The 21,585-nt window shown below is 36.2% G+C and carries 24 protein-coding genes and 1 tRNA gene; 19 read left to right on the top strand and 6 right to left on the bottom strand.

The genetic code is table 11. The features are described from left to right. Positions 1-2 precede the first annotated feature (2 nt). The 12 genes from BR72_RS02765 (at position 3) to BR72_RS02715 (ending at position 10,470) form a co-directional block, all read left to right on the top strand. Positions 3-401, top strand: coding sequence for a cytidine deaminase (locus tag BR72_RS02765; RefSeq protein WP_035429788.1), 399 nt, complete (start codon positions 3-5; stop codon positions 399-401). Continuing rightward, a complete protein-coding gene (era, locus tag BR72_RS02760; RefSeq protein WP_035429785.1) occupies positions 394-1,302 on the top strand; it encodes a GTPase Era in 909 nt (302 codons plus the stop codon). The genes BR72_RS02765 and era overlap by 8 nt, the downstream gene beginning before the upstream one ends. A 186-nt stretch (positions 1,303-1,488) precedes the next feature. Further along, a complete protein-coding gene (locus BR72_RS25175) occupies positions 1,489-1,632 on the top strand; it encodes a YqzL family protein (protein ID WP_081904761.1) in 144 nt (47 codons plus the stop codon). 33 nt (positions 1,633-1,665) lie between these two features. After that, on the top strand, positions 1,666-2,412 hold the full coding sequence (gene recO, locus BR72_RS02755; protein WP_035429782.1) for a DNA repair protein RecO: 747 nt from the start codon (positions 1,666-1,668) through the stop codon (positions 2,410-2,412). 105 nt (positions 2,413-2,517) lie between these two features. Then, positions 2,518-3,150 (top strand): transcriptional regulator CcpN, encoded by a 633-nt coding sequence (locus BR72_RS02750; RefSeq protein WP_090996208.1) that lies wholly within the window; start codon positions 2,518-2,520, stop codon positions 3,148-3,150. Between the two features lie 29 nt (positions 3,151-3,179). Continuing rightward, complete coding sequence (locus BR72_RS02745; RefSeq protein WP_035429776.1) at positions 3,180-3,992, top strand: pyruvate, water dikinase regulatory protein; 813 nt, start codon at positions 3,180-3,182, stop codon at positions 3,990-3,992. A 255-nt stretch (positions 3,993-4,247) separates the two neighbouring features. Next, positions 4,248-4,706: a YaiI/YqxD family protein gene (locus BR72_RS02740; RefSeq protein WP_035429775.1), complete on the top strand. Its 459-nt coding sequence runs from the start codon at positions 4,248-4,250 to the stop codon at positions 4,704-4,706. A 38-nt stretch (positions 4,707-4,744) separates the two neighbouring features. Further along, the gene (gene dnaG / locus BR72_RS02735) at positions 4,745-6,541 is read left to right on the top strand and encodes a DNA primase (RefSeq protein ID WP_035429773.1); all 1,797 of its coding nucleotides are present in this window, start codon (positions 4,745-4,747) and stop codon (positions 6,539-6,541) included. A 59-nt stretch (positions 6,542-6,600) separates the two neighbouring features. Then, on the top strand, positions 6,601-7,722 hold the full coding sequence (rpoD, locus tag BR72_RS02730; protein WP_020062259.1) for an RNA polymerase sigma factor RpoD: 1,122 nt from the start codon (positions 6,601-6,603) through the stop codon (positions 7,720-7,722). Positions 7,723-8,107: 385 nt separating this feature from the next. Further along, positions 8,108-8,467 carry a cytochrome c550 gene (cccA, locus tag BR72_RS02725; RefSeq protein ID WP_035429769.1) on the top strand — a complete coding sequence of 120 codons (360 nt, stop codon included), beginning with the start codon at positions 8,108-8,110 and terminating at the stop codon, positions 8,465-8,467. 177 nt (positions 8,468-8,644) lie between these two features. After that, a complete protein-coding gene (locus tag BR72_RS02720; RefSeq protein WP_035429768.1) occupies positions 8,645-9,352 on the top strand; it encodes a tRNA (adenine(22)-N(1))-methyltransferase in 708 nt (235 codons plus the stop codon). Further along, positions 9,349-10,470: a Nif3-like dinuclear metal center hexameric protein gene (locus tag BR72_RS02715; protein WP_035429766.1), complete on the top strand. Its 1,122-nt coding sequence runs from the start codon at positions 9,349-9,351 to the stop codon at positions 10,468-10,470. Before BR72_RS02720 ends, BR72_RS02715 begins: the two co-directional genes overlap by 4 nt. A 226-nt stretch (positions 10,471-10,696) precedes the next feature. On the opposite strand, the gene BR72_RS02710 is transcribed toward BR72_RS02715, so the two are convergent. Together BR72_RS02710 and vrrA are read right to left on the bottom strand one after the other, a co-directional pair. Continuing rightward, entirely contained in the window at positions 10,697-11,638 is a 942-nt protein-coding gene (locus BR72_RS02710) for a 4-hydroxy-3-methylbut-2-enyl diphosphate reductase (protein ID WP_035429765.1), read from the bottom strand. A 91-nt stretch (positions 11,639-11,729) separates the two neighbouring features. Next, positions 11,730-12,395 (bottom strand): VrrA/YqfQ family protein, encoded by a 666-nt coding sequence (vrrA, locus tag BR72_RS02705; protein ID WP_035429763.1) that lies wholly within the window; start codon positions 12,393-12,395, stop codon positions 11,730-11,732. A gap of 375 nt (positions 12,396-12,770) precedes the next feature. On the opposite strand from vrrA, the gene BR72_RS02700 reads away from it, so the two are divergent. After that, entirely contained in the window at positions 12,771-14,081 is a 1,311-nt protein-coding gene (locus BR72_RS02700) for a DEAD/DEAH box helicase (protein ID WP_035429762.1), read from the top strand. 223 nt (positions 14,082-14,304) lie between these two features. Further along, positions 14,305-15,201: a deoxyribonuclease IV gene (locus BR72_RS02695; protein ID WP_035429760.1), complete on the top strand. Its 897-nt coding sequence runs from the start codon at positions 14,305-14,307 to the stop codon at positions 15,199-15,201. Positions 15,202-15,269: 68 nt separating this feature from the next. On the opposite strand, the gene BR72_RS02690 is transcribed toward BR72_RS02695, so the two are convergent. Further along, complete coding sequence (locus BR72_RS02690) at positions 15,270-15,524, bottom strand: DUF2624 domain-containing protein (RefSeq protein ID WP_035429758.1); 255 nt, start codon at positions 15,522-15,524, stop codon at positions 15,270-15,272. 144 nt (positions 15,525-15,668) lie between these two features. On the opposite strand from BR72_RS02690, the gene BR72_RS02685 reads away from it, so the two are divergent. The 4 genes from BR72_RS02685 (at position 15,669) to BR72_RS02670 (ending at position 18,736) form a co-directional block, all read left to right on the top strand. Beyond that, entirely contained in the window at positions 15,669-16,547 is an 879-nt protein-coding gene (locus BR72_RS02685) for a YitT family protein (protein WP_035429756.1), read from the top strand. Positions 16,548-16,705: 158 nt separating this feature from the next. Further along, positions 16,706-17,479: a metal ABC transporter ATP-binding protein gene (locus tag BR72_RS02680; RefSeq protein WP_035429755.1), complete on the top strand. Its 774-nt coding sequence runs from the start codon at positions 16,706-16,708 to the stop codon at positions 17,477-17,479. Beyond that, positions 17,476-18,309 carry a metal ABC transporter permease gene (locus BR72_RS02675; RefSeq protein WP_035429754.1) on the top strand — a complete coding sequence of 278 codons (834 nt, stop codon included), beginning with the start codon at positions 17,476-17,478 and terminating at the stop codon, positions 18,307-18,309. The genes BR72_RS02680 and BR72_RS02675 overlap by 4 nt, the downstream gene beginning before the upstream one ends. Before the next feature lie 13 nt (positions 18,310-18,322). Beyond that, complete coding sequence (locus BR72_RS02670) at positions 18,323-18,736, top strand: Fur family transcriptional regulator (protein ID WP_035429752.1); 414 nt, start codon at positions 18,323-18,325, stop codon at positions 18,734-18,736. Between the two features lie 52 nt (positions 18,737-18,788). On the opposite strand, the gene ispG is transcribed toward BR72_RS02670, so the two are convergent. The 3 genes from ispG to BR72_RS02655 all read right to left on the bottom strand — a co-directional run bounded on the left by ispG (position 18,789) and on the right by BR72_RS02655 (position 21,248). Further along, positions 18,789-19,880 carry a flavodoxin-dependent (E)-4-hydroxy-3-methylbut-2-enyl-diphosphate synthase gene (gene ispG / locus BR72_RS02665; RefSeq protein WP_035429750.1) on the bottom strand — a complete coding sequence of 364 codons (1,092 nt, stop codon included), beginning with the start codon at positions 19,878-19,880 and terminating at the stop codon, positions 18,789-18,791. A 193-nt stretch (positions 19,881-20,073) separates the two neighbouring features. Next, positions 20,074-20,415, bottom strand: a complete 342-nt coding sequence (locus BR72_RS02660) for a hypothetical protein (RefSeq protein WP_035429748.1) — start codon at positions 20,413-20,415, stop codon at positions 20,074-20,076. 65 nt (positions 20,416-20,480) lie between these two features. Beyond that, a complete protein-coding gene (locus tag BR72_RS02655) occupies positions 20,481-21,248 on the bottom strand; it encodes a DUF1189 domain-containing protein (RefSeq protein ID WP_035429746.1) in 768 nt (255 codons plus the stop codon). A 208-nt stretch (positions 21,249-21,456) separates the two neighbouring features. On the opposite strand from BR72_RS02655, the gene BR72_RS02650 reads away from it, so the two are divergent. Beyond that, positions 21,457-21,530, top strand: a tRNA-Ile gene (locus tag BR72_RS02650). Positions 21,531-21,585 lie beyond the last annotated feature (55 nt).

Here is a 21,585-nt window from a genome sequence, read left to right as displayed (position 1 = left end):
CGATGAACAACAAAGAATTAATTCAAGAAGCGATTGAAGCACGTAAACAAGCATATGTACCGTATTCTAAATTTCAAGTAGGTGCCGCCCTTTTAACGACAGATGGTAAGGTATACCGTGGTTGTAATGTTGAGAATGCATCGTATGGTTTATGTAACTGTGCGGAAAGAACAGCGCTATTTAAAGCGATTTCTGATGGAAGCACAGAATTTACTGCAATTGCAGTTGTAGCAGATACAAAACGTCCGGTACCTCCATGTGGAGCGTGTCGTCAAGTTATGGTAGAATTGTGTAAGTCAAATACAAAAGTATACTTGACAAATTTACATGGTGACATACAAGAAACAACAGTAGGAGAATTGTTGCCAGGAGCATTTTTAGCGGAGGATTTACATGAATAGAGAAGGTTTTAAATCAGGTTTTGTCTCTATTATTGGGAGACCAAACGTTGGGAAATCAACATTTTTAAATCACATTATCGGTCAAAAAATTGCGATTATGAGTGATAAACCACAAACAACACGTAATAAAATTCAAGGTGTGTACACAGAAAATGATGCGCAAGTCGTATTTATTGATACACCAGGTATACATAAACCAAAGCATAAGCTTGGCGATTTTATGGTTAAAATGGCGCAAACGACCATAAAAGAAGTAGATATTGTTCTATTTATGGTCAACGCAGAAGAAGGTTTTGGACGCGGTGAAGAGTTTATCATCGAAAAATTACAAGAAACGAAACAACCGGTATTTTTAGTTATAAATAAAATTGATCAAGTTCATCCAGAAGAGCTTCTCGGACTAATTGATCGATATCGTACGTTATATAATTTTGCTGAAATTGTGCCAATTTCAGCATTACAAGGAAATAATGTTGATGCGTTAATTGGAGCAATTAAAAAGTATTTACCAGAAGGGCCTCAATATTATCCGGAAAATCAAGTAACGGATCATCCGGAGCGCTTTATTATTGCGGAACTTATTCGTGAAAAAGTATTGCATTTAACACGTGAGGAAGTGCCGCATTCAGTTGCGGTTGTTATTGATGCAATTCAAAAGCGTGAAGGCGGAGCGATTTATGTGAATGCCACAATCATTGTAGAACGTCCGTCGCAAAAAGGAATTGTAATCGGAAAACAAGGTAAGATGTTAAAAGAAATTGGAAAAAGAGCACGCTTTGATGTAGAGTCGCTTCTTGGTTCAAGAGTATTTTTAGAACTGTGGGTAAAAGTGCAGAAAGATTGGCGCAATAAAATGTCCCATTTACGTGATCTTGGCTTCCGTGAAGATGAATATCTATAAGGTGAAACGATTTTTCTTACGTTTACTTAGTTGAACAAATAGAGCTTTTCATGCTCGCAAATAGCAAGATAAAAGCTGTATAATTTAGAAAAATTTTTCTCACATGAAAATGAACAAAATGGGTCATTTTAATAGCAAAGAAAGAAATTGGATTACATGAACGCTCACTGAGAAAGGTGGATTCTTATGTTAGATTTTACCTGGAAAGTTTTCTCGAAAACAGGAAGCATTGAAACTTATCTTCTTTTGAAAGAAATGGAAAAAGGTGTAGAAGATGAGATGCAACAGCATGAAGAAATACAAGTAGAGCTGGATTCTCCAATTTCCTAACCCATTTTGTTCGAACCTTGGATGGTGACGAACATGTTTCAAAAAATTGAGGGAATAGTCATTCGAACGATTGATTATGGAGAAACAAACAAAATTGTAACTATCTTTTCTCGTGAATTAGGGAAAGTTAGTGCGATGGCGAGAGGCGCTAAAAAGCCTAAAAGCAGATTGTCATCCATTTCTCAATTATTAACTCATGGCCATTTTCTTATTCAAATGGGTTCTGGTTTAGGAACATTGCAGCAAGGTGAGATTATTTCTTCTATGAGAGAAATTCGCGAAGATTTATTTTTAACTGCTTATGCGTCATTTATTGTTGAGTTGACTGATAAAGCGACAGAAGAGAAAAAACATAATCCGTATTTATTCGAAATGTTATATCAAACGTTGCATTATATGACCGAAGGGGTTGACCCGGAAATTTTAGCGCTAATCTATCAAACGAAGATGCTGCCAGTTCTAGGGCTTAACCCGCACTTTGATACTTGTGCAATTTGTCATCAGTCAACAGACTTTGTCGCCTTTTCTGTTAGAGAAGGCGGCTTTCTGTGTAAATATCACGCTGAGCAAGATCCGTACCGTATTTCAATTAGCGAAGCTATTCACAAGCTGCTTAGATTATTTTATCATTTCGACTTAGCACGTCTTGGAAATGTCTCTGTGAAAGCAGAAACAAAAAAACAAATGCGCACAGTATTGAATATGTATTATGATGAATACTGTGGGATATATTTGAAATCAAGACGTTTTTTAGATCAACTTGATAAATTTCAAATATAGAGGACCGTATTCAGGTCCTTTTTACATACTTTCTTTTTCGAATGATATATTTAGTATATAATATTTAAGAGATAGTATAACATTTTTCGTTTTGTACTGAAGGTGGTGATTACCATAGAACTGAATAAGCGCCAAGAACATATCATTCAGATTGTAAAAGACAACGGTCCAATTACTGGAGAATCAATTGCGGAACAATTAAATTTAACAAGAGCAACACTTAGACCAGATTTGGCTATTTTAACGATGGCTGGCTATTTAGAAGCGCGTCCTCGCGTCGGATATTTTTACACTGGAAAAACAGGTGGACAACTGCTATCAGAGGCGGTTAAAAAGATTGCCGTTCAAGATTATCAATCTAGGCCAGTTGTGGTTGATAAAAATGTTTCGGTATATGATGCGATTTGTACAATGTTTTTAGAAGATGTCGGTACTTTATTTATCGTTGATCAAAATACATTGTTAGTCGGTGTTGTTTCTCGAAAAGATTTGTTAAGAGCAAGCTTAGGAAAGCAGGATTTAGCATCATTACCGGTAAATATTATTATGACAAGAATGCCGAATGTTACGATGTGTCGTAAGGAAGATAGCTTGTATGATGTTGCAATGGATTTAATAGAAAAACAGATTGACTCTGTTCCAGTTGTAAAAGAGACGAAACAGGGATTAGAAGTTCTTGGTCGAATTACAAAAACCAATATTACGCGTGCATTTGTTGATTTAGTAAATCATGAGTAAAGGCAATTCGTTTAAAGTGAGGTAATGCAATGAATAGTAAAATCGTATATGTCGTGTCTGATTCAGTTGGAGAAACAGCTGATTTAGTTGTTCGAGCAGCTATGGGACAATTTCCATTTACGCCGGATCTTAGACGTGTGCCGTATGTAGAAGATACAGGAACGTTAAAAGAAGTTATTTCTATCGCTAAAAGTAATAATGCTCTTATTTGTTTTACATTAGTAAAGCCTGATATGCGAAAGTATTTACGGGAAGAAGCAGAAAAAGAAGGCGTAGAAGTGTATGATATTATCGGTCCTCTTATCGATCAAATTGAAGGTATAACAAAACAAACTCCAAGGTATGAGCCAGGGGTTGTCCGAAAGCTGGATGAAGAGTATTTCAAAAAAATCGAAGCAATTGAATTTGCTGTGAAATATGACGATGGTAGAGATTCACGCGGTCTTTTAAAAGCTGATATTGTATTAATTGGAGTTTCTCGCACATCGAAAACACCGCTTTCACAATATTTAGCGCATAATAAGCGATTAAAGGTTGCTAATGTTCCTCTCGTACCAGAAGTAGATCCGCCAGAGGAATTATATCATGTACCGAAAGAAAAATGTTTTGGGTTAAAAATAACGCCTGATAAATTAAATAATATTCGCAAAGAACGTTTAAAATCTCTTGGATTAAGTGATGGAGCAAATTATGCAAATATTGAACGCATTAAAGAAGAGATTAAACATTTTGAACGGATTGTAAGTAAAATAGGTTGCCCGGTTATTGATGTATCGAATAAGGCAATTGAAGAAACAGCAAATATTATTGTAAATGCAGTGCAAAACCAAAGAATGTTTTAGCACATTTACCAACGGTGAATGTGCTTTTTTCGCTCCACTATAAAATTTAACAGGATATGTAGCTAAGTTTAGAGAAATGTATTATAATAAAAAATTGTGATAAAAACATTTGTTTTACGTTTAGACTTCAATTTTTCAGAATAAACTAGTGATAGGTTTTGGAAATGTCATGCTTTTACGTAAAATCGACAAAAATCTGAACAAGAAAACGCACATTATGGAAGGATTCACAAAAGGGATGTAGAATAGAGAAATATGCAAAACATCACTCGAATTTATGTTGATGCAGATGCATGTCCAGTGAAGGAAGAAATTATGCGCGTTGGTGCAAAATTTCATGTCGATATTTGGTTTATCGCATCCTACGCCCATCAGTCAAGAAGTCAGAAGGGAAATTGGATATATGTAGATTCTGCACAAGATGAGGTGGATTTTTGTATCTATCAACGTGCAAAAGCGGGAAATCTCATTATCACACAAGATATGGGACTTGCTGGTCTTCTTGTTAAAAAAGGAGTATATGTATTATCTCCGCGCGGCACAATTGTGCCCGATGAACATATGGATACAATTTTATATAATCGATACGTATCTGTGAAATTACGCAGACAAGGAACCTTTACAAAAGGGCAAAAAGCGTTTTCTAAGCGTGATCGACAATATTTTTTATCTAGTTTAGAAAAAAATTTGTCGAATAATAAAGGAATCCTTTAATTTGTATCGAATACAAAATACGACACGGAGATGGAGTTATGGGGAACAGAATTCCCGAGGAAGTTGTAGAACAAATTCGTACATCATCGGATATTGTTGAAGTGATTGGTGAATATGTGCAGCTAAAAAAACAAGGTCGAAATTATTTTGGGCTTTGTCCTTTCCATGGTGAAAACTCACCGTCGTTTTCGGTTTCTGCTGATAAGCAAATTTTTCATTGTTTTGGATGCGGAGAAGGGGGAAATGTTTTTTCTTTCTTAATGAAAATAGATGGACTGGCATTTGTGGAAGCTGTGCAAAAGTTAGGTGAGCGAAATGGTATTCCTGTTGCTAACTTTACATCAGAGCTAGAGCAAACAAAAAATATATCTGATGATAGCACGATTATGTTGCAAGCCCACGAGCTTTTGAAAAAGTATTATCATCATCTCTTAGTAAATACAGAAGAGGGTAAACAACCGCTTGCGTATTTATTAGATCGAGGCATTACAAAAGAAATGATTGCAAAGTTTGAAATTGGGTATGCCACTCCTGCTTGGGATGCAGCGGAGAAAATCTTACAAAAAAGAGGTTTTTCACCAGCTGTTATGGAGCAAGCCGGATTACTTGTTCGCAGTGAGAAGGATGGCAGTTATCATGATCGTTTTCGTGGACGAGTGATATTTCCAATTCATACACTGCAAGGAAAAGTATCTGCTTTTAGTGGACGGGCATTAGGGGATGATACTCCTAAATATTTAAATAGTCCAGAGACACCTATTTTTCATAAAAGCAAGCTGCTATATAATTTTCATCAAGCAAGGCCATTTATTCGAAAGCGAGGACAAGTTCTTCTCTTTGAAGGATATGCGGATGTTTTAGCTGCTGTGAAAAGTGGGATTGAAGAATCTGTTGCAACAATGGGAACTGCTTTAACTGAGGAGCAGGCGAAGCTTTTGCGGCGCAATGTTGAAACTGTTGTTCTTTGCTATGATGGTGATAAAGCAGGACAAGAGGCAACAATGAAAGCAGGACAATTGTTATTGCAAACCGGTTGTGAAGTGAAAGTTGTCTCTATGCCAGATAAATTAGACCCTGACGAATATGTACAGCGTTATGGAACAACAGCGTTTCAAAAACTTGTACAAGCAAGTATGAGTTTTATTGGATTTAAAATAAATTATCTTCGTTTAGGGAAAAATTTGCAAGATGAATCTGGAAAAGAAGCTTATGTGAAAAGTGTTTTAAAAGAGTTAGCGTCATTGCAAGATGCAATGCAAGCGGAATCGTACTTGAAGGCATTGTCACAGGAATTTGCTTACTCAATGGAAACACTGCTGGGGCAATTGCACCAATATCGCAAAGAACAAAAGGTGCAGCAAAAACAGACAAAGCCAATTGCACAGCCTTCTCAAATTGTTCATGTGAAGCCGAAATTTTCTGGTTTTGAAAGAGCTGAAAGAGAGCTTATTTATCACATGTTACAGAGTGAAGATATCGCTTTTCGTATCGAACCTCATATAGAAGATTTTCATACAGAAGAACATAAAGGGATTTTATATGAGCTATACGCATATTATGAAAAGGGAAATGAACCGTCAGTCGCAAACTTTCTAAGTTGGCTTTCTGATGAAAAGTTGAGAAATATTGTGACTAATATTTCAACAGATGAAATGATTAATCCTGAGTTCTCAGAAGAGTTGCTGCATGGCAATGTAGACGCGCTGCGTCGGCAGAAGCAAAAGTTGAAGAAAATGGAAAATATTATCATGCTAAAGCAAATGGAAAAAGAAGATCATTTAGCAGCAGCACGATTTTTCCAAGAATATTTACAAAAACGAAAAGCAAAAAAATAGCTTTTTGTATAAAAACTTACTATAATCATTGTTTGTATCTCACGTAAGGAGGGGAACAAATGGCTGATAAACCAGCTCGTTCTAAACAAATTGAAACTGATATGACACTTGAGCAAGTGAAAGAGCAACTCACAGAGCTCGGAAAAAAACGTGGCGTTCTTACATATGAAGAGATCGCAGAACGCATGAGTGGATTTGATATTGAATCCGATCAAATGGATGAATATTATGAATATTTAGGTGAACAAGGAATCGATTTAGTTGGCGACAGCGATGAAGACCCAAATACTCGTCAATTAGCCAAAGCTGAAGAAGAGTTTGACTTAAATGATTTAAGTGTACCACCAGGTGTGAAAATTAATGATCCTGTTCGTATGTACTTAAAAGAAATTGGTCGTGTTGACTTACTATCTGCTGAAGAAGAAATTGCTCTTGCAAAACGTATTGAAGAAGGCGATGAAGAAGCGAAACGCCGTCTTGCAGAAGCAAACTTACGCCTAGTTGTAAGTATTGCAAAACGTTATGTTGGCCGCGGTATGCTTTTCCTAGACTTAATTCAAGAAGGGAATATGGGTCTAATTAAAGCAGTTGAAAAGTTTGATTACCGCAAAGGATATAAATTTAGTACGTATGCAACGTGGTGGATTCGTCAGGCCATTACACGTGCAATTGCGGACCAAGCAAGAACAATTCGTATACCAGTTCATATGGTTGAAACAATTAATAAATTGATTCGTGTTCAACGTCAATTATTACAAGATTTAGGTCGTGAGCCATCTCCAGAAGAAATTGGTGAAGAAATGGATCTTGCTCCTGAAAAAGTACGCGAAATCTTAAAGATTGCACAAGAGCCTGTATCTCTTGAAACACCAATTGGTGAAGAGGATGACTCTCATTTAGGTGATTTTATTGAAGACCAAGAAGCAACATCTCCTGCAGACCATGCAGCATATGAATTGCTAAAAGAGCAATTAGAAGATGTACTAGATACATTAACAGATCGTGAAGAAAATGTTCTTCGTCTTCGCTTTGGTTTAGACGATGGACGAACTCGTACGCTTGAAGAAGTTGGGAAAGTATTCGGCGTTACGAGAGAGCGTATTCGTCAAATTGAAGCAAAAGCACTTCGTAAATTAAGACACCCAAGCCGTAGCAAACGCTTGAAAGATTTCTTAGAATAGAGCTTTGTATAAAGTTTACTTCATGAATGTGAAGTAAACTTTTTTCTTTTGTTAATTTTTATTAAAAATTATTTGTCAGTAGCAATTACAATTCTTGTAATTTATTTTACAGAATTGTCTTTTGATTTGCAAATAGTCATTTTTCGATTTTTCGATTAATTTCGTGTATTCTTTACAAAAATATTTGGAGAATGTAACTGTTTATGATGAGAAAAGAGGATATTTGGCATAAAATTACGTGAATTTGTAGTTGGATAATTAATTGAATATGCGGAATATTTTTGACATATTGTAGTTTGGTCTTTTCTGGTAGATTGTTTTCAAGTACAATAGAAATGACTGAATCATCAAACTATTAGGGGAGATAGAGGGGGAAAAAGAAAAAATGAAGCGTAATCCGTTGATTCCATTTGCTCTTATTGCTGTATTGGGAATTATTGTTATGTTTGTATTTTCATTTCAAGGCTTGCATAAATCAAAGGAACTAGCTGACGCGCAGAAAAACGGGGGAAAAACGACACAAACAGCAGCAAAACCAGAAGAGATTGTAAAGCAAAGTTGTACAAGTTGTCATGGTGAGCAATTGCAGGGAGCAGTCGGTCCTAATTTACAAAAAGTTGGCGGTAAGCTCTCGAAAGATCAAATCCAAGAAGTGATTGTAAAAGGAAAAGGAAATATGCCACCAGGTATTATTCCAGCGGATCAAGCAACGAAAGTAGCGGATTGGTTATCAAAGAAAAAATAATAGTGGATTACATAGTAGCTCTTTACGCGCCTAAGTAAAGAGCTTTTTTATTTGTAAGACATTGAATTTAAAAATAAATGGTTGATAAGCGGAGTAAAATGATTTATCTACTTGCAATCACAACTATAAATTCTATATCATGGAGACAGACTGAAAGAGAAGGAGCAATTGAAATAAATGAATGAAGTAAAGCTTTCAAAACGATTAGAAGAAGTGGCACTTGAAATTCCAGCGGGTTCCACTGTTGCAGATATTGGCTCGGATCATGCTTATTTACCTTGCTATACAATTTTACATCATATTGCCGTGCAGGCAGTAGCAGGAGAGGTTGTAGAAGGTCCATTTCGTTCTGCACAAGCTACAGTAGCAGAATGCGGATTGCAAGACAAAGTGAGCGTACGTAAAGGGAATGGTTTAGAAGTCATCGCGCCAGGTGAAGTAGATGTAATTACAATTGCAGGTATGGGCGGTGCGCTAATTCGTGATATTTTAGAAAATGGAAAAGAGAAGCTAAAAGGTGTGACACGTTTAGTTTTACAACCAAACATCGCTGCACATCATATTCGTGAATGGTTTATTGAGAATGGCTGGGAATTAATCAAAGAAAAAATCGTAAAAGAAGACGGAAAGATTTACGAAATTTTAGTAGGAGAACAGGGCGATGTTCTAGCACCCTACAAGGAGAAAAAAGAAGAAGCTTTATTCATAGGACCATTTTTAATGAAAGAGAAAAATGAAGTGTTTGTAGAAAAATGGGAAAGTGAACGAAAAAACTTTGAGAACATTTGTAAGCAATTAGAGCGTGCCACAGAAACAGAAGAGACAAAAGCGAAACGTGCAGAAGTGTTAGAGAAGATCCGTATGATTGAGGAGATTTTATCATGAGTAAAACGCCTAATGGATACGAAATCATTTCTTTGTTTGAAAGTATGTACCCGAAACATTTAGCGGTCGAGGGTGATAAAGTTGGATTACAAATTGGTGCATTAAATAAACCGGTAGAGAATGTGTTAATTGCGCTTGATGTAACAGAAGAAGTTGTACAAGAAGCAATTGAAAAAGGGGTAAATTTAATTATTGCCCATCATCCGCTTATTTTTAATCCGCTTAAAGCAATACTTACAGAGCAAGCATACGGGCGTATTATCGAAATGTGTATAAAAAACGATATAGCAATTTATGCTGCTCATACAAATGTTGATATCGCAAAAGGCGGTGTGAACGATTTGTTGGCAGATGCGTTAGGATTGCAGGAAACAGAGGTGCTTGTTCCCACTCATACAGAAGAAATGAAAAAGCTAGTTGTATTTGTTCCTTCTTCGCATGTAGAAACAGTACGTCAAGCAATTGGTGATGCAGGAGCAGGATATATCGGAAACTATAGTCATTGTACGTTTAATAGTGAAGGTAAGGGTACATTTTTACCACAAGAAGGGACGAATCCGTATATCGGAGCGGCAGGGCGTTTAGAACAGGTAGAAGAAGTTCGTATTGAAACGATTATCCCAGCGTCGTTGCAACGTAAAATTATGAAGGCGATGCTTGGCGCACACCCATATGAAGAAGTGGCATACGATATTTATCCGCTAGAGAACAAAGGTGAAACGTTAGGACTTGGAAAAATTGGCTACTTGCCGCAAGAAATGACATTACAACAATTTGCGGAACATGTGAAACAATCCCTTGATGTAAAGGGAGCTCGTGTTGTCGGTAACTTACAGCAAACGGTGAAGAAAATAGCTGTACTTGGCGGAGACGGAAATAAGTATATAAAGCAAGCGAAGTTTAAAGGGGCAGACGTATATGTAACGGGAGATATGTATTATCACGTTGCGCATGATGCGATGATGCTCGGATTAAATATTGTAGACCCAGGGCATAACGTAGAAAAAGTAATGAAAAAAGGTGTACAAAAACAATTGCAAGAAAAAGTGGATGCGAAAAAATTTACTGCGCGTATTCATGCTTCCGAATTACATACAGATCCATTTACATTTGTATAGAATGAAAAAAATCGGTCCTTTTTTCGGCTATCGACCGTTCTTTGTAATATATCGATGATTCGACATACAAGTGGTCGATTCGCTGAGCTGACTAAAAAGCCCACTTTTTAGTCAGCTTATTCTATATAAGAATAAAGAGGCTGTTCCAAAAGTGAAACTTTTGGAACAGCCTCTTGTTTGTATCATCCTGCAATTTGCGAGCAAAAAACCTTTACTGATGAAAAGTTTATTTTGCTTTAACTTTTGGTAAGATTTTTTGTAATGGTACGTTTCGCTTACGTTCCCACGTTGCAGGGTTTGTTGGATCGTACTGTTCAAAGAATGCAATTACTTCTTTTGTAATAGGCGTTGGTGTAGAAGCACCTGCTGTAATAGCGACTGTTTCTACACCTTGTAGCCATTCTAATTGAATTTCACTTACATCGGCAACGCGGTACGCTTTTGTATTAGCAATCTCTTCAGATACTTGTGCAAGACGATTAGAGTTGTTACTTTTTGGATCGCCAACGACAATCGTTAATTCAGCAACATTTGCTTGTTTTGCAACAGCTTCTTGACGCACTTGCGTAGCAAGGCAAATTTCTTTATGAAACTCTGCTGTTGGAAACTTTTCTTGAATTTTCTCCATAATATGTTGAACATCCCATTGACTCATCGTCGTTTGGTTTGTAACTAGAATTTTTTCCGTTGGAATGATAAGTGTTTCAAGGTCTGCTTCTTTCTCGATAAGATGGACAATATCCGGGGCAATTCCGACTGCACCTTCAGGTTCAGGGTGTCCTTTCTTACCGATATAAATAATATGGTAGCCTTCGTCTTTTTTTGCTTCAATTAAGTCGTGTGTTTTTGTAACGTCAGGACATGTTGCGTCAATTGTTGTTAAACCCTTTTCCCTGGCGCGTTGCTTTACTTCTGGAGATACACCGTGAGCTGTAAAAATAACAGTTCCAGACTCGATTTTTTCTAAAATATCTAAGCGACTTGGGCCATCAAGTGTAATGATGCCATCTTCCTCAAATGCATCTGTTACATGTTTGTTGTGGACAATCATGCCTAAGATATAAATTGGTCTTGGTAATGTTTTATCGAGCGCTGCATTGCGCGCAATGACCATCGCGTCTACAACGCCGTAGCAATAGCCGCGAGGAGAAATTTTAACGATTTTCATGTAATTAATCCGCTCCTTTAAAAAAGGATTTGTTTTTATAAAGCTAATCCTTTTCATTATAAAGGAGAAGAAAGCAGATGACAAAGAAATGTTATACGTATAGCTTTGGTTTAGGGGTAGTAGACTGTACGTTTTCTACTACTGCCTCATCCTCAATTATGATTTTAGGAGCAATTGGTTCTCTTGTAATAGGTATTTTTTTAGATGGAGTGGAAGGGGAGACCGCGACTACTTCTGTTTGTTTTTCGGCTACTTCTGTTTGTTTTTCCTCAGTGTTTTTTCCGGATGAAAGTATCTTCATGATGCTAGGAATGTTGCGGACAATCGGTCCATATTGCTGCACGACAGGACCAACGGACTGGGCCATTTGGACAACTTTTTCAACGTTGTTTATCATTCCAGTTGGATTTGAAATAAAGTTCGTGAAAAAACTGCCAATTCCACTAGATGCGTTTCCTGCTGTTCCTCGTGTTTCACCTTCTGCCATCATTTGAGGCTGCATCATTTGTTGTTGCTGTTTTGGAGGGTGCATATATGGCTGGTTGTGTCGGTATTGTGCATTTGGGTATGTTTCCAATTGTCTATAAGGGGGCATCATATACATATAATCTGTAGCGGGATTGCGTTTTTGAAACAATTTTGCAAGAATTCCTTTTTTCTTAGGCATCATCGGTTGCATGCCTTGTGTTGGGTACATGGTATGAGGATAGGGAGATTGCGTGTACATTTGTTGATAGGGAGGGGATTTCATATACATTAGGAAATCCTCCTTTCTTCAATTAGGTAATATACACTACAATATGCAATGGAGAGAAAGAAGGTTAGTTTTTCTGTTGAAATGCTGAATTATAGATGGATAAGTTAAAAAAGATATAAAAAACCCTCTTTGTTTTAGGCGGGCGAGAGCATCAGACCATGCATAGAAACGGTCAGGGCTTATTTCTGCCACGTGCGAGGTTTAAAACAGAGGAGGCGAGCGAGTGCAGGTCATGTTGTGTGCTGCAAAGCTAGACAAAGATGTCGGAAAATGAAAATGGATATATATAAAGATAGATTTTACTGATAGATTTCGATATAATGGTAACTTGACTGATTAATGAACGCAGTAGAAATAAGAAAGAAGGTGGAATGTATGACAGTGCAAACATTTACACAGTATAATTTTCAACCATTTTTAATAGATGCAATTCGTGAATTACGTTTTTCAGAGCCAACAGAAATTCAACAAAAGATTTTTCCGGTTGTGAAAAAGGGCGTTAGTATTATTGGACAATCACAAACAGGATCTGGAAAAACGCATGCATATTTACTTCCAACATTAAATCGTATTGATGCAACTAGAGAAGAAGTACAACTTGTAATTACAGCTCCAACTCGTGAGTTAGCGCAGCAAATTTATGCAGAAATCGTCAAGTTAACAAAGTTTTGTGAAGAAGACAAAATGATTACAGCTCGCTGTTTTATCGGTGGAACAGATAAACAACGTTCAATTGAAAAATTGAAGAAACAACCGCATGTTGTGGTGGGAACACCAGGGCGTATTAAAGATTTAGTGGAAGAACAAGCGCTATTTGTACATACGGTTTCTGCAATTGTTGTCGATGAAGCAGATTTAATGCTTGATATGGGCTTTATTCATGATGTGGATAAAATTGCATCGCGTATGCCTAAAAATTTGCAAATGCTTGTTTTCTCAGCGACAATTCCACAAAAGTTAAAACCATTTATGAAGAAATATATGGAGAATCCAGAGCATATTCATATTAATCCAAAGCAAATAGCAGCGATTAATCTTGAACATCATCTTATTCCGTCAAGGCACCGTAATAAAGTTGAACTTGTCAAAAATCTGTTACTGCAATATCAGCCGTATTTAGCAATTGTTTTTACGAATACAAAGAAAATGGCAGAAGAAGTAGCGAACGGTTTAACGGAACGTGGTTTAAAAGTTGGGCGTATTCACGGTGATTTATCACCGCGTGATCGTAAGAAAATGATGAAACAAGTCCGTGATTTAGAATTTCAATATATTGTAGCGACAGATTTAGCTGCACGTGGTATTGATATTGAGGGAATTAGTCATGTTATTAACTACGAAATTCCATCTGATTTAGATTTCTTTATTCACCGTGTAGGTCGAACAGCACGTGCTGGATATTCTGGTATCGCGGCAACAATTTATGACCAAGCGGATGAAGAAGCATTAAATACGTTAGAAAAGCAACGTCATATTGAATTCGAACATGTGGACTTACGTGCAGGTGAGTGGGTTGAATTAGGGCCTCGCCGTCGCCGTCAAAGCCGTAAAAAGCCAAATGACCAATTAGATGCTATGGCACAAAAAGTTGTGAAAAAACCGAAAAAAGTAAAGCCGAACTATAAGAAAAAGCTTGAATGGGAACGCGAAAAAATTAAGAAAAAATATAACAAAAAGAAAAGATAAGGATTTTTCCTTATCTTTTTTTTACGGAGAAATTAATATATAAATCCGGTTTGATTTTTCGACATCTTTGTCTAGCTTTGCCTCCCAAGCCATTTAAAAAATGCTTTTCTGCCTTGTTTTCATAGAGTGACTGAGTAGTTACGGTTTTTTAACTTGTGTATAGTGTCAGATTTCTACAAATTATGCTATCATTATAGCTATTGCATTTATAAGAGGTGATTACATGTTGAAAATTGGATCTCACGTTTCGATGAGTGGAAAGAAAATGTTATTAGCAGCTAGTGAAGAAGCTGTGTCATACGGTGCAACAACGTTTATGATCTATACAGGGGCACCGCAAAATACGCGAAGAAAACCGATTGAAGAGTTAAATATAGAAGCAGGCCGTAAACATATGGAATTGCACGGAATTGAAGAAATCATTGTTCATGCACCATATATCATTAACATCGGTAACACAACGAAACCTGAAACATTCCAACTAGGTGTTGATTTTCTTAGCATGGAAATTGAAAGAACATCAGCATTAGGTGTTGCAAAGCAAATTGTACTCCATCCCGGAGCTCATGTTGGAGCAGGTGCGGATGCAGGAATCCAAAAGATTATTGAAGGATTAAATGAAGTATTAACAACTGATCAAACAGTGAACATTGCGCTAGAAACAATGGCTGGAAAAGGAACAGAGTGTGGACGTAGCTTTGACGAGCTTGCGAGAATTATCGATGGTGTAACACATAATGAGAAATTATCAGTTTGCTTCGATACATGTCATACGCATGATGCTGGTTATGATATCGTTAATGATTTCGACGGCGTTTTAAATGAGTTTGATAAAATGATTGGTATTGATCGTTTACAAGTATTACACATTAATGATAGCAAGAATGAGTGCGGCGCTAAAAAAGACCGTCATGAAAATATCGGTTTCGGTCACATTGGTTATAAAGCATTGCATCACATTGTTCATCATCCACAATTACAGAATGTGCCAAAAATTCTTGAAACACCATATGTAGGTGAAGATAAAAACGATAAAAAGCCACCGTATAAATTTGAAATTGAAATGCTGAAAAACGGTGTGTTTGATGAAGAGATTCTTCAGAAAATTAAAGGACAATAAAAAAGGGGAGCACCCCTTTTTTATTTTGTCCTGCTATTTTGGATAGTTACATCACATTGATGGAAGTTTCAATTTATTAATTTTTGAAATAGGGTATTAATTTGTTGTGCGGTAGCAGGAGAAGTAACCGTTGCAATTTGTTTTAAAAGTTGTAATCTTTCTTGGATATCATAAATATTAATCTGTTTTCCTTGAATTAATGTGACAATTTTATCTGCTTGTTCGCTTGTTATAGGCACTTCATATTCTTTACTGTATTTTAATAATTCCTTAGAAGTCATATTGTTTATTTTTTTATTTACAAACTGTTGAATGAGGTTCATGTTGCACCCTCCTTTATTTTGTCCTCATATCCGAATATATGTAAAATATGCTTGTGTATATTCCAAAACAGTTAGTTTTCTCATCAAAATAGGGAGGGTATGTTATAATAAAGGGGAAAATAAATAGATACTTAAGGAGGTAATATGGCAGAACAACAGCATAAAAAGGAAAGTATAATTCATCTTGTGTATCGTCTTGTTATGATTGTCATAGGTGCTGGCTGTGCAGCTGTGGCACTTGAGCTGTTTTTAATTCCGAACAAAATTATTGATGGTGGTATAATCGGTGTTTCCCTCATATTAGATTTCCTTACACCAAATATTTGGTGGCTAAGCTTTTCCACTTTAGTTGTAATCCTCAATTTACCGTTTATGTACTCAGGTTATAAGCAAATCGGAAAAACATTTATGTTATCTTCTGTTTTTGCAGTCGTATGTTTAGCCTTGATTGAGTCAACATTACATTCCATTCAGCCTTTTACAACAGAGCCCATTTTGGCGACTGTCTTTGGAGGATTAATTTTAGGTGTTGGTGTTGGGCTTGTGATTAGGCACGGAGGTTCATTAGATGGAGCGGAAATTTTAGGTATTTTACTAACAAAGAAATTACCGTTTTCTGTCGGTGAATTTGTTATGTTTATGAATATTTTCGTTTTTGCTTGGGCGGCAGTTGTATTTGGTGTAGAACAAGCAATGTATTCCGTTATGACGTACTATATTGCATTTAAAACGATTGATACGGTTATCCAAGGTTTAGATGAAACAAAAGCAGTAATTATTGTTTCGGACCATTATGAAGAGGTATCAAACGCAATTTTACATCGACTTGGCCGCGGGACAACGAAGTTAGTTGGAAAAGGTGGCTATACGGATAAAGAAAAAGAAGTTATCTATGCAGTTATTACACGTTTAGAGGTAACGAAGCTAAAATCGATTGTTCATGAAGTAGACGAAAATGCCTTTATTACCATTATGAATACACAAGAAACAAAAGGTGCAAAATTTAAATCAGCAATTCATTAAAAGCGGAGAGATTTTCTCTGCTTTTTGTTATAATAGATAAGTTGTCTAAAATGAGAGGTATATTTTAGGGCAGATTGGTTTACAACTCGTAATGAGCTATAATATAATTTAAATAAATATAAATCGGAATCATTCTGAATTAAAATAGGTGAGATATGATGAATTATATATTAGAAATAAAGGATTTAACCTTTCGTTATGAAGAGCGAAATGTGTTAGAGGATATTCAATTGCAAGTTCCTAAAGGAGCTTTTTTAGGTTTAGTAGGACCGAATGGATCAGGGAAATCTACATTATTGAAATGTATATTAGGAATTTTAAAACCGAAACAAGGAACGATTCGGTTGTTTGGTATGGATAGTAAAAAATTTAAAGATTGGAATAAAGTTGGCTATGTCTCTCAAAAGGCAAATAGTTTCAACTCTGGATTCCCAGCAACTGTATTTGAAGTTGTTTCGATGGGACTTGTTTCTAAGAAAGGCTTGTTTCGATTCTTAACAAAGATGGATAAAGAGAAAGTGACAAAAGCGATTGCTGATGTTGGAATGAGTGAGTTTATGAATCGGAATATTGGCGAGCTTTCTGGTGGCCAACAGCAACGTGTTTTTATTGCGCGCGCACTTGTAAGTGAACCGGAATTATTAATTTTGGACGAGCCTACTGTCGGTGTTGATGTGAAAAATGTAGAAAGTTTTTATGAAATGCTAGAACATTTAAATAAGCATTTAGGGATTACACTTATTCTTGTCACTCATGATATGGGAGCTGTCACAGAGAAGGTTACACATGTCGCTTGCTTAAATCAACGTTTACATTTCCACGGAAATATAGATGCGTTTCAAAAGTTAGAAGATGCCGAAATGTCATTATTATACGGTTATCATGTTCATCGTTTAGAGCATGATCACGAGCATCATGGGGGGATACGATGATACAGGACTTTTTGCAATATGATTTTTTACGAAATTCTTTATATGCTGGAGTTTTAATTGGACTTGTTGCCCCAATGCTTGGCGTCTTTGTTGTTATTCGTCGTTTATCGTTGATTGCTGATGCATTAAGTCACGTTACGTTATCAGGTATTGCAGCGAGTTTATTACTAGAAAAAACCGTATTTACAGGTGGTTTTTTAAATCCATTATATATGGGGATGATATTTTCTATTGGCGGCGCGCTGCTCATTGAAAAATTAAGAACGGTATATAAACATTTTCAGGAACTAGCAATTCCTATTATTATGTCAGCTGGTATTGGGATTGGTGTCATTTTCATTTCTCTTGCCAATGGATTTAATACAGATTTATTTAGTTATTTGTTTGGTAGTGTGAGCGCAGTTACAAGTAGTGATTTGCTTATTATTGGATTTGTTGCTGTGATTGTAGTTGCAGTCATTATATTATTATATAAAGAACTGTTTTTATTATCTTTTGATGAAGAATACGCTGTAGCGACAGGTTTACGTGCAAAATGGATTCACTTTATTTTTATAATTTTAGTTGCACTTGTTATTGCGATTTCAATGCGTGTTGTCGGTATTCTGCTCGTTTCATCGTTAATGACATTACCAGTTGCAGCAAGTATCCGAATTGCGAAAGGTTTTAAGCAAACAATCTTTTTCTCCATTGTATTTGGTGAAATTGCAGTAATCGGAGGCATGTTAGCTTCTTATCAACTTGACCTTGCTCCAGGTGGCACAATTGTTGTGTTATCAGTTCTTATTTTAATCGGTGCAATCTTATGGAAGAAGAAAAAAACTGCGTAAAGTAGGGATAACTATGAATCTTACAGAAGCTTTACACCATATGAAAGAGAAGGGTTATAAACATACTGGGAAAAGAGAAGACATGTTGCGTTTATTCGCCAATCATAATAAATATTTGACGGCAAGAGATGTTTTAGCCAATATGAAAAGTGATTATCCGGGACTTAGTTTTGATACCATTTATCGCAACCTAACTCTGTTTGTAGAAATCGGTATTTTAGAACAGACAGAGTTAAATGGTGAAAAACATTTTCGTTTCAAATGTTCTACTACAGAACATCATCACCATTTCATCTGTTTAGATTGCGGAGGAACGAAGGAAATTACATCGTGTCCAATGGAATTTATGAATAAAGACTTTACAGGTTATGAAGTAACGGGGCATAAATTTGAAATATATGGACGCTGTCCGAAATGTGCACAATAAAAAGCTTGTCAGTTTTTGAACTGACAAGCTTTTTTATTAGCAGTTTTGCATTTTATTTTTCTTGTTTTGCTGCGTATTCTGCTGCAATTTTATCAATTTCTTTCTTTAACTCTTCCACCATTGTTTCTTCTGGTACTTTACGTACAATTTCACCTTTACGGAAGAGAAGACCTTCTCCACGTGCTCCAGCAATCCCAATATCTGCTTCACGCGCTTCACCAGGACCGTTTACTGCGCAGCCAAGGACAGCAACTTTAATCGGTGCCTTAATTTTTGAGATGTATTCTTCTACTTCATTTGCAATGCTAATTAAGTCAATTTCAATACGTCCGCAAGTTGGACAAGAAATCAATGTAGCGGCATTAGAAGCAAGTCCGAATGACTTTAATAGCTCACGTGCTACTTTTACTTCTTCAACTGGGTCTGCACTTAATGAGATACGTAACGTATTCCCGATACCTTTGCTTAAGATTGCCCCAAGACCAGCCGCACTTTTTACAGTTCCAGCAAATAAAGTTCCGGATTCCGTAATGCCAAGGTGTAATGGATAATTGAAAGCACGAGATGCTTTTTCGTAAGCTTCAATTGCTAAATTCACATCAGAGGCTTTCATCGATACGATAATATCATGAAAATCGAGATCTTCTAAAATTTTAATGTGATGCAAAGCGCTTTCTACCATACCATCAGCAGTTGGATATCCATATTTTTCTAGAATATGACGTTCTAATGAACCAGCGTTTACACCGATGCGGATTGGAATGCCGCGTTCTTTCGCAGCATTTACAACTGCTTCAACTTTATGACGACGACCGATGTTTCCTGGGTTAATACGAACTTTGTCAATACCGCCTTCAATTGCTTTTAATGCTAGGCGATAGTCAAAGTGAATGTCAGCAACAAGAGGGATATTAATTTGTTTTTTAATATCGGCAATTGCATTTGCAGCGCGCTCATCAGGAACGGCTACACGAACAATTTGACAACCTGCCTCTTCTAAACGTTTAATTTCAGCAACTGTTGCTTCCACATCATGGGTTTTCGTTGTTGTCATGCTTTGTATAATTAATTCATTATTACCGCCAATTGTTAAATTTCCAACTTTAACAGGACGTGTTTTTGTACGATGAGTTATTTCATTCACGAATAGATCGCTCTCCTTATAAAAGAAGTTTCTTATTTTGTAGATAAACACAGTTATATTGTATGCAGTATTTATCTGGTGAAGCAAAATGTCTATATAAATCCATTTTGATTTTTCAATTTGTATTTATATAGTTTCACTTTTCCTATTGTATCAGCGCCTTACTACAGTTGACAAGAATTATGTGATGTTATTACTGGTAGAGGGGGAATTTGTATTTTTTTCCGACTTGTAATTTTGCTGGAGATTTGTCTTGATTTAAGTCTTTGAAATCCGTAACAACCTTTTCAATAGAAGGGATTTTTTTCTTGTTAATTTCTTCTGTAATGGAGAGAACAGTATCGCCCGTTTTTACTTCAATGACTTTAAATTTTGCCTGTGATGTATTTTCTTTTTGCTTATCATTTGCAACTTTAGCTGAGGTTTCTTTTGTTTTGGAATATGTATGAAGCAACGGTAACGTGCCGATTGTCATATCATAGTACAAGACGTAACCGAGAACAAGTAGTAACAAGACACCGCCAAGCCTTTTCATATTTTTCCACTCCTTTGTAGAGAAATATATGCTTGTCCAAAAAAAAAATGCCTTGAGGGCATTTTTTATAGTGAATTTTTTTCTTTTGGTCTTGGCACTTCTTTTATTGTTAAATAAAGAACGACGAGAACAACACCAATGAATATAAATAATGAGAATGGAACATTTATTTTTAATAAGTCCATAATCATAAAGAATATAGTCGGGATTGTAAAACTATAGGCAGTTAAAGTCCAAACTTGTTTGTAAGATAATTTACGAACTCCGCTCATTGCAGAGCCGATAAATGCCAATAGTGAAACACCAAGAAAAGTAATGAATAGTTCGAATAAGTAAATAAATATCCCGATTAAGAATATAGCAACTGAAGAGATGCTATCAATGAATGAAACGATTTCCTTTGCATCTTTCTTTTCAAAAGTTGTATTTCCTAAATCACTATATGGGAAGGATTGTGTTTGTTGTTGTGCCGTTGAAACCATTTTATTTTTTAAAATGAATATACCATCGCGGTTTGGATAAGCCTTTGTATCTGTTGCGTTTGGATCAAATACAAAAATAAAATCTGTTTCATCTTTTATAATTGGTTTACTAATGTCTGCGTGAAGTTCACCGTTTTCAATTTTAAAATCAGGCACATCTTTTTCGATAGAACGATCGATTAAATTAATGCCTTCATGGATGAAGTCTCCAAGTAAAATCGTTTTTGGAACGGTAGCAAGCAGACAGAGTAACATTATGTAAAGAATCGTCTTTCCGATTTTTTGAAAACGAAAAAGTGCCATTTCTTTTGGTGCGTATAAGCTTTTAAACAGCTGGATAAATATGGACATGCATTCACTTCCTTCATTAAATATATTGATTTATAATCTCATTGTAACGTATGTTTTTAAGGAATCACAAGATATATCATGTTGCATGTGAAAATACAATTGACACATTTCTTTTTAATATGGTAAATTTATCTTACATTTTTACATATAATATACCATCGAAGTTTAACTGATTAGAGTGTATGGTTGATGACTGCTCATATATTACGGACCCTTAGCTCAGCTGGTTAGAGCAGACGGCTCATAACCGTCCGGTCGTAGGTTCGAGTCCTACAGGGTCCATATCCATTTCGCATATTGATACATAGCGGAAAAGCTCTCTTATAGAAGGGAGCTT

It is taken from the genome of Bacillus sp. UNC322MFChir4.1 (assembly GCF_000746135.1).
In the GTDB taxonomy this organism is placed as follows: Bacteria; Bacillota; Bacilli; order Bacillales; family Bacillaceae_G; genus Bacillus_A.
The sequence above is the reverse complement of the archived record's forward strand: the minus strand, read 5'-3'. Positions and strand labels throughout refer to the sequence as shown.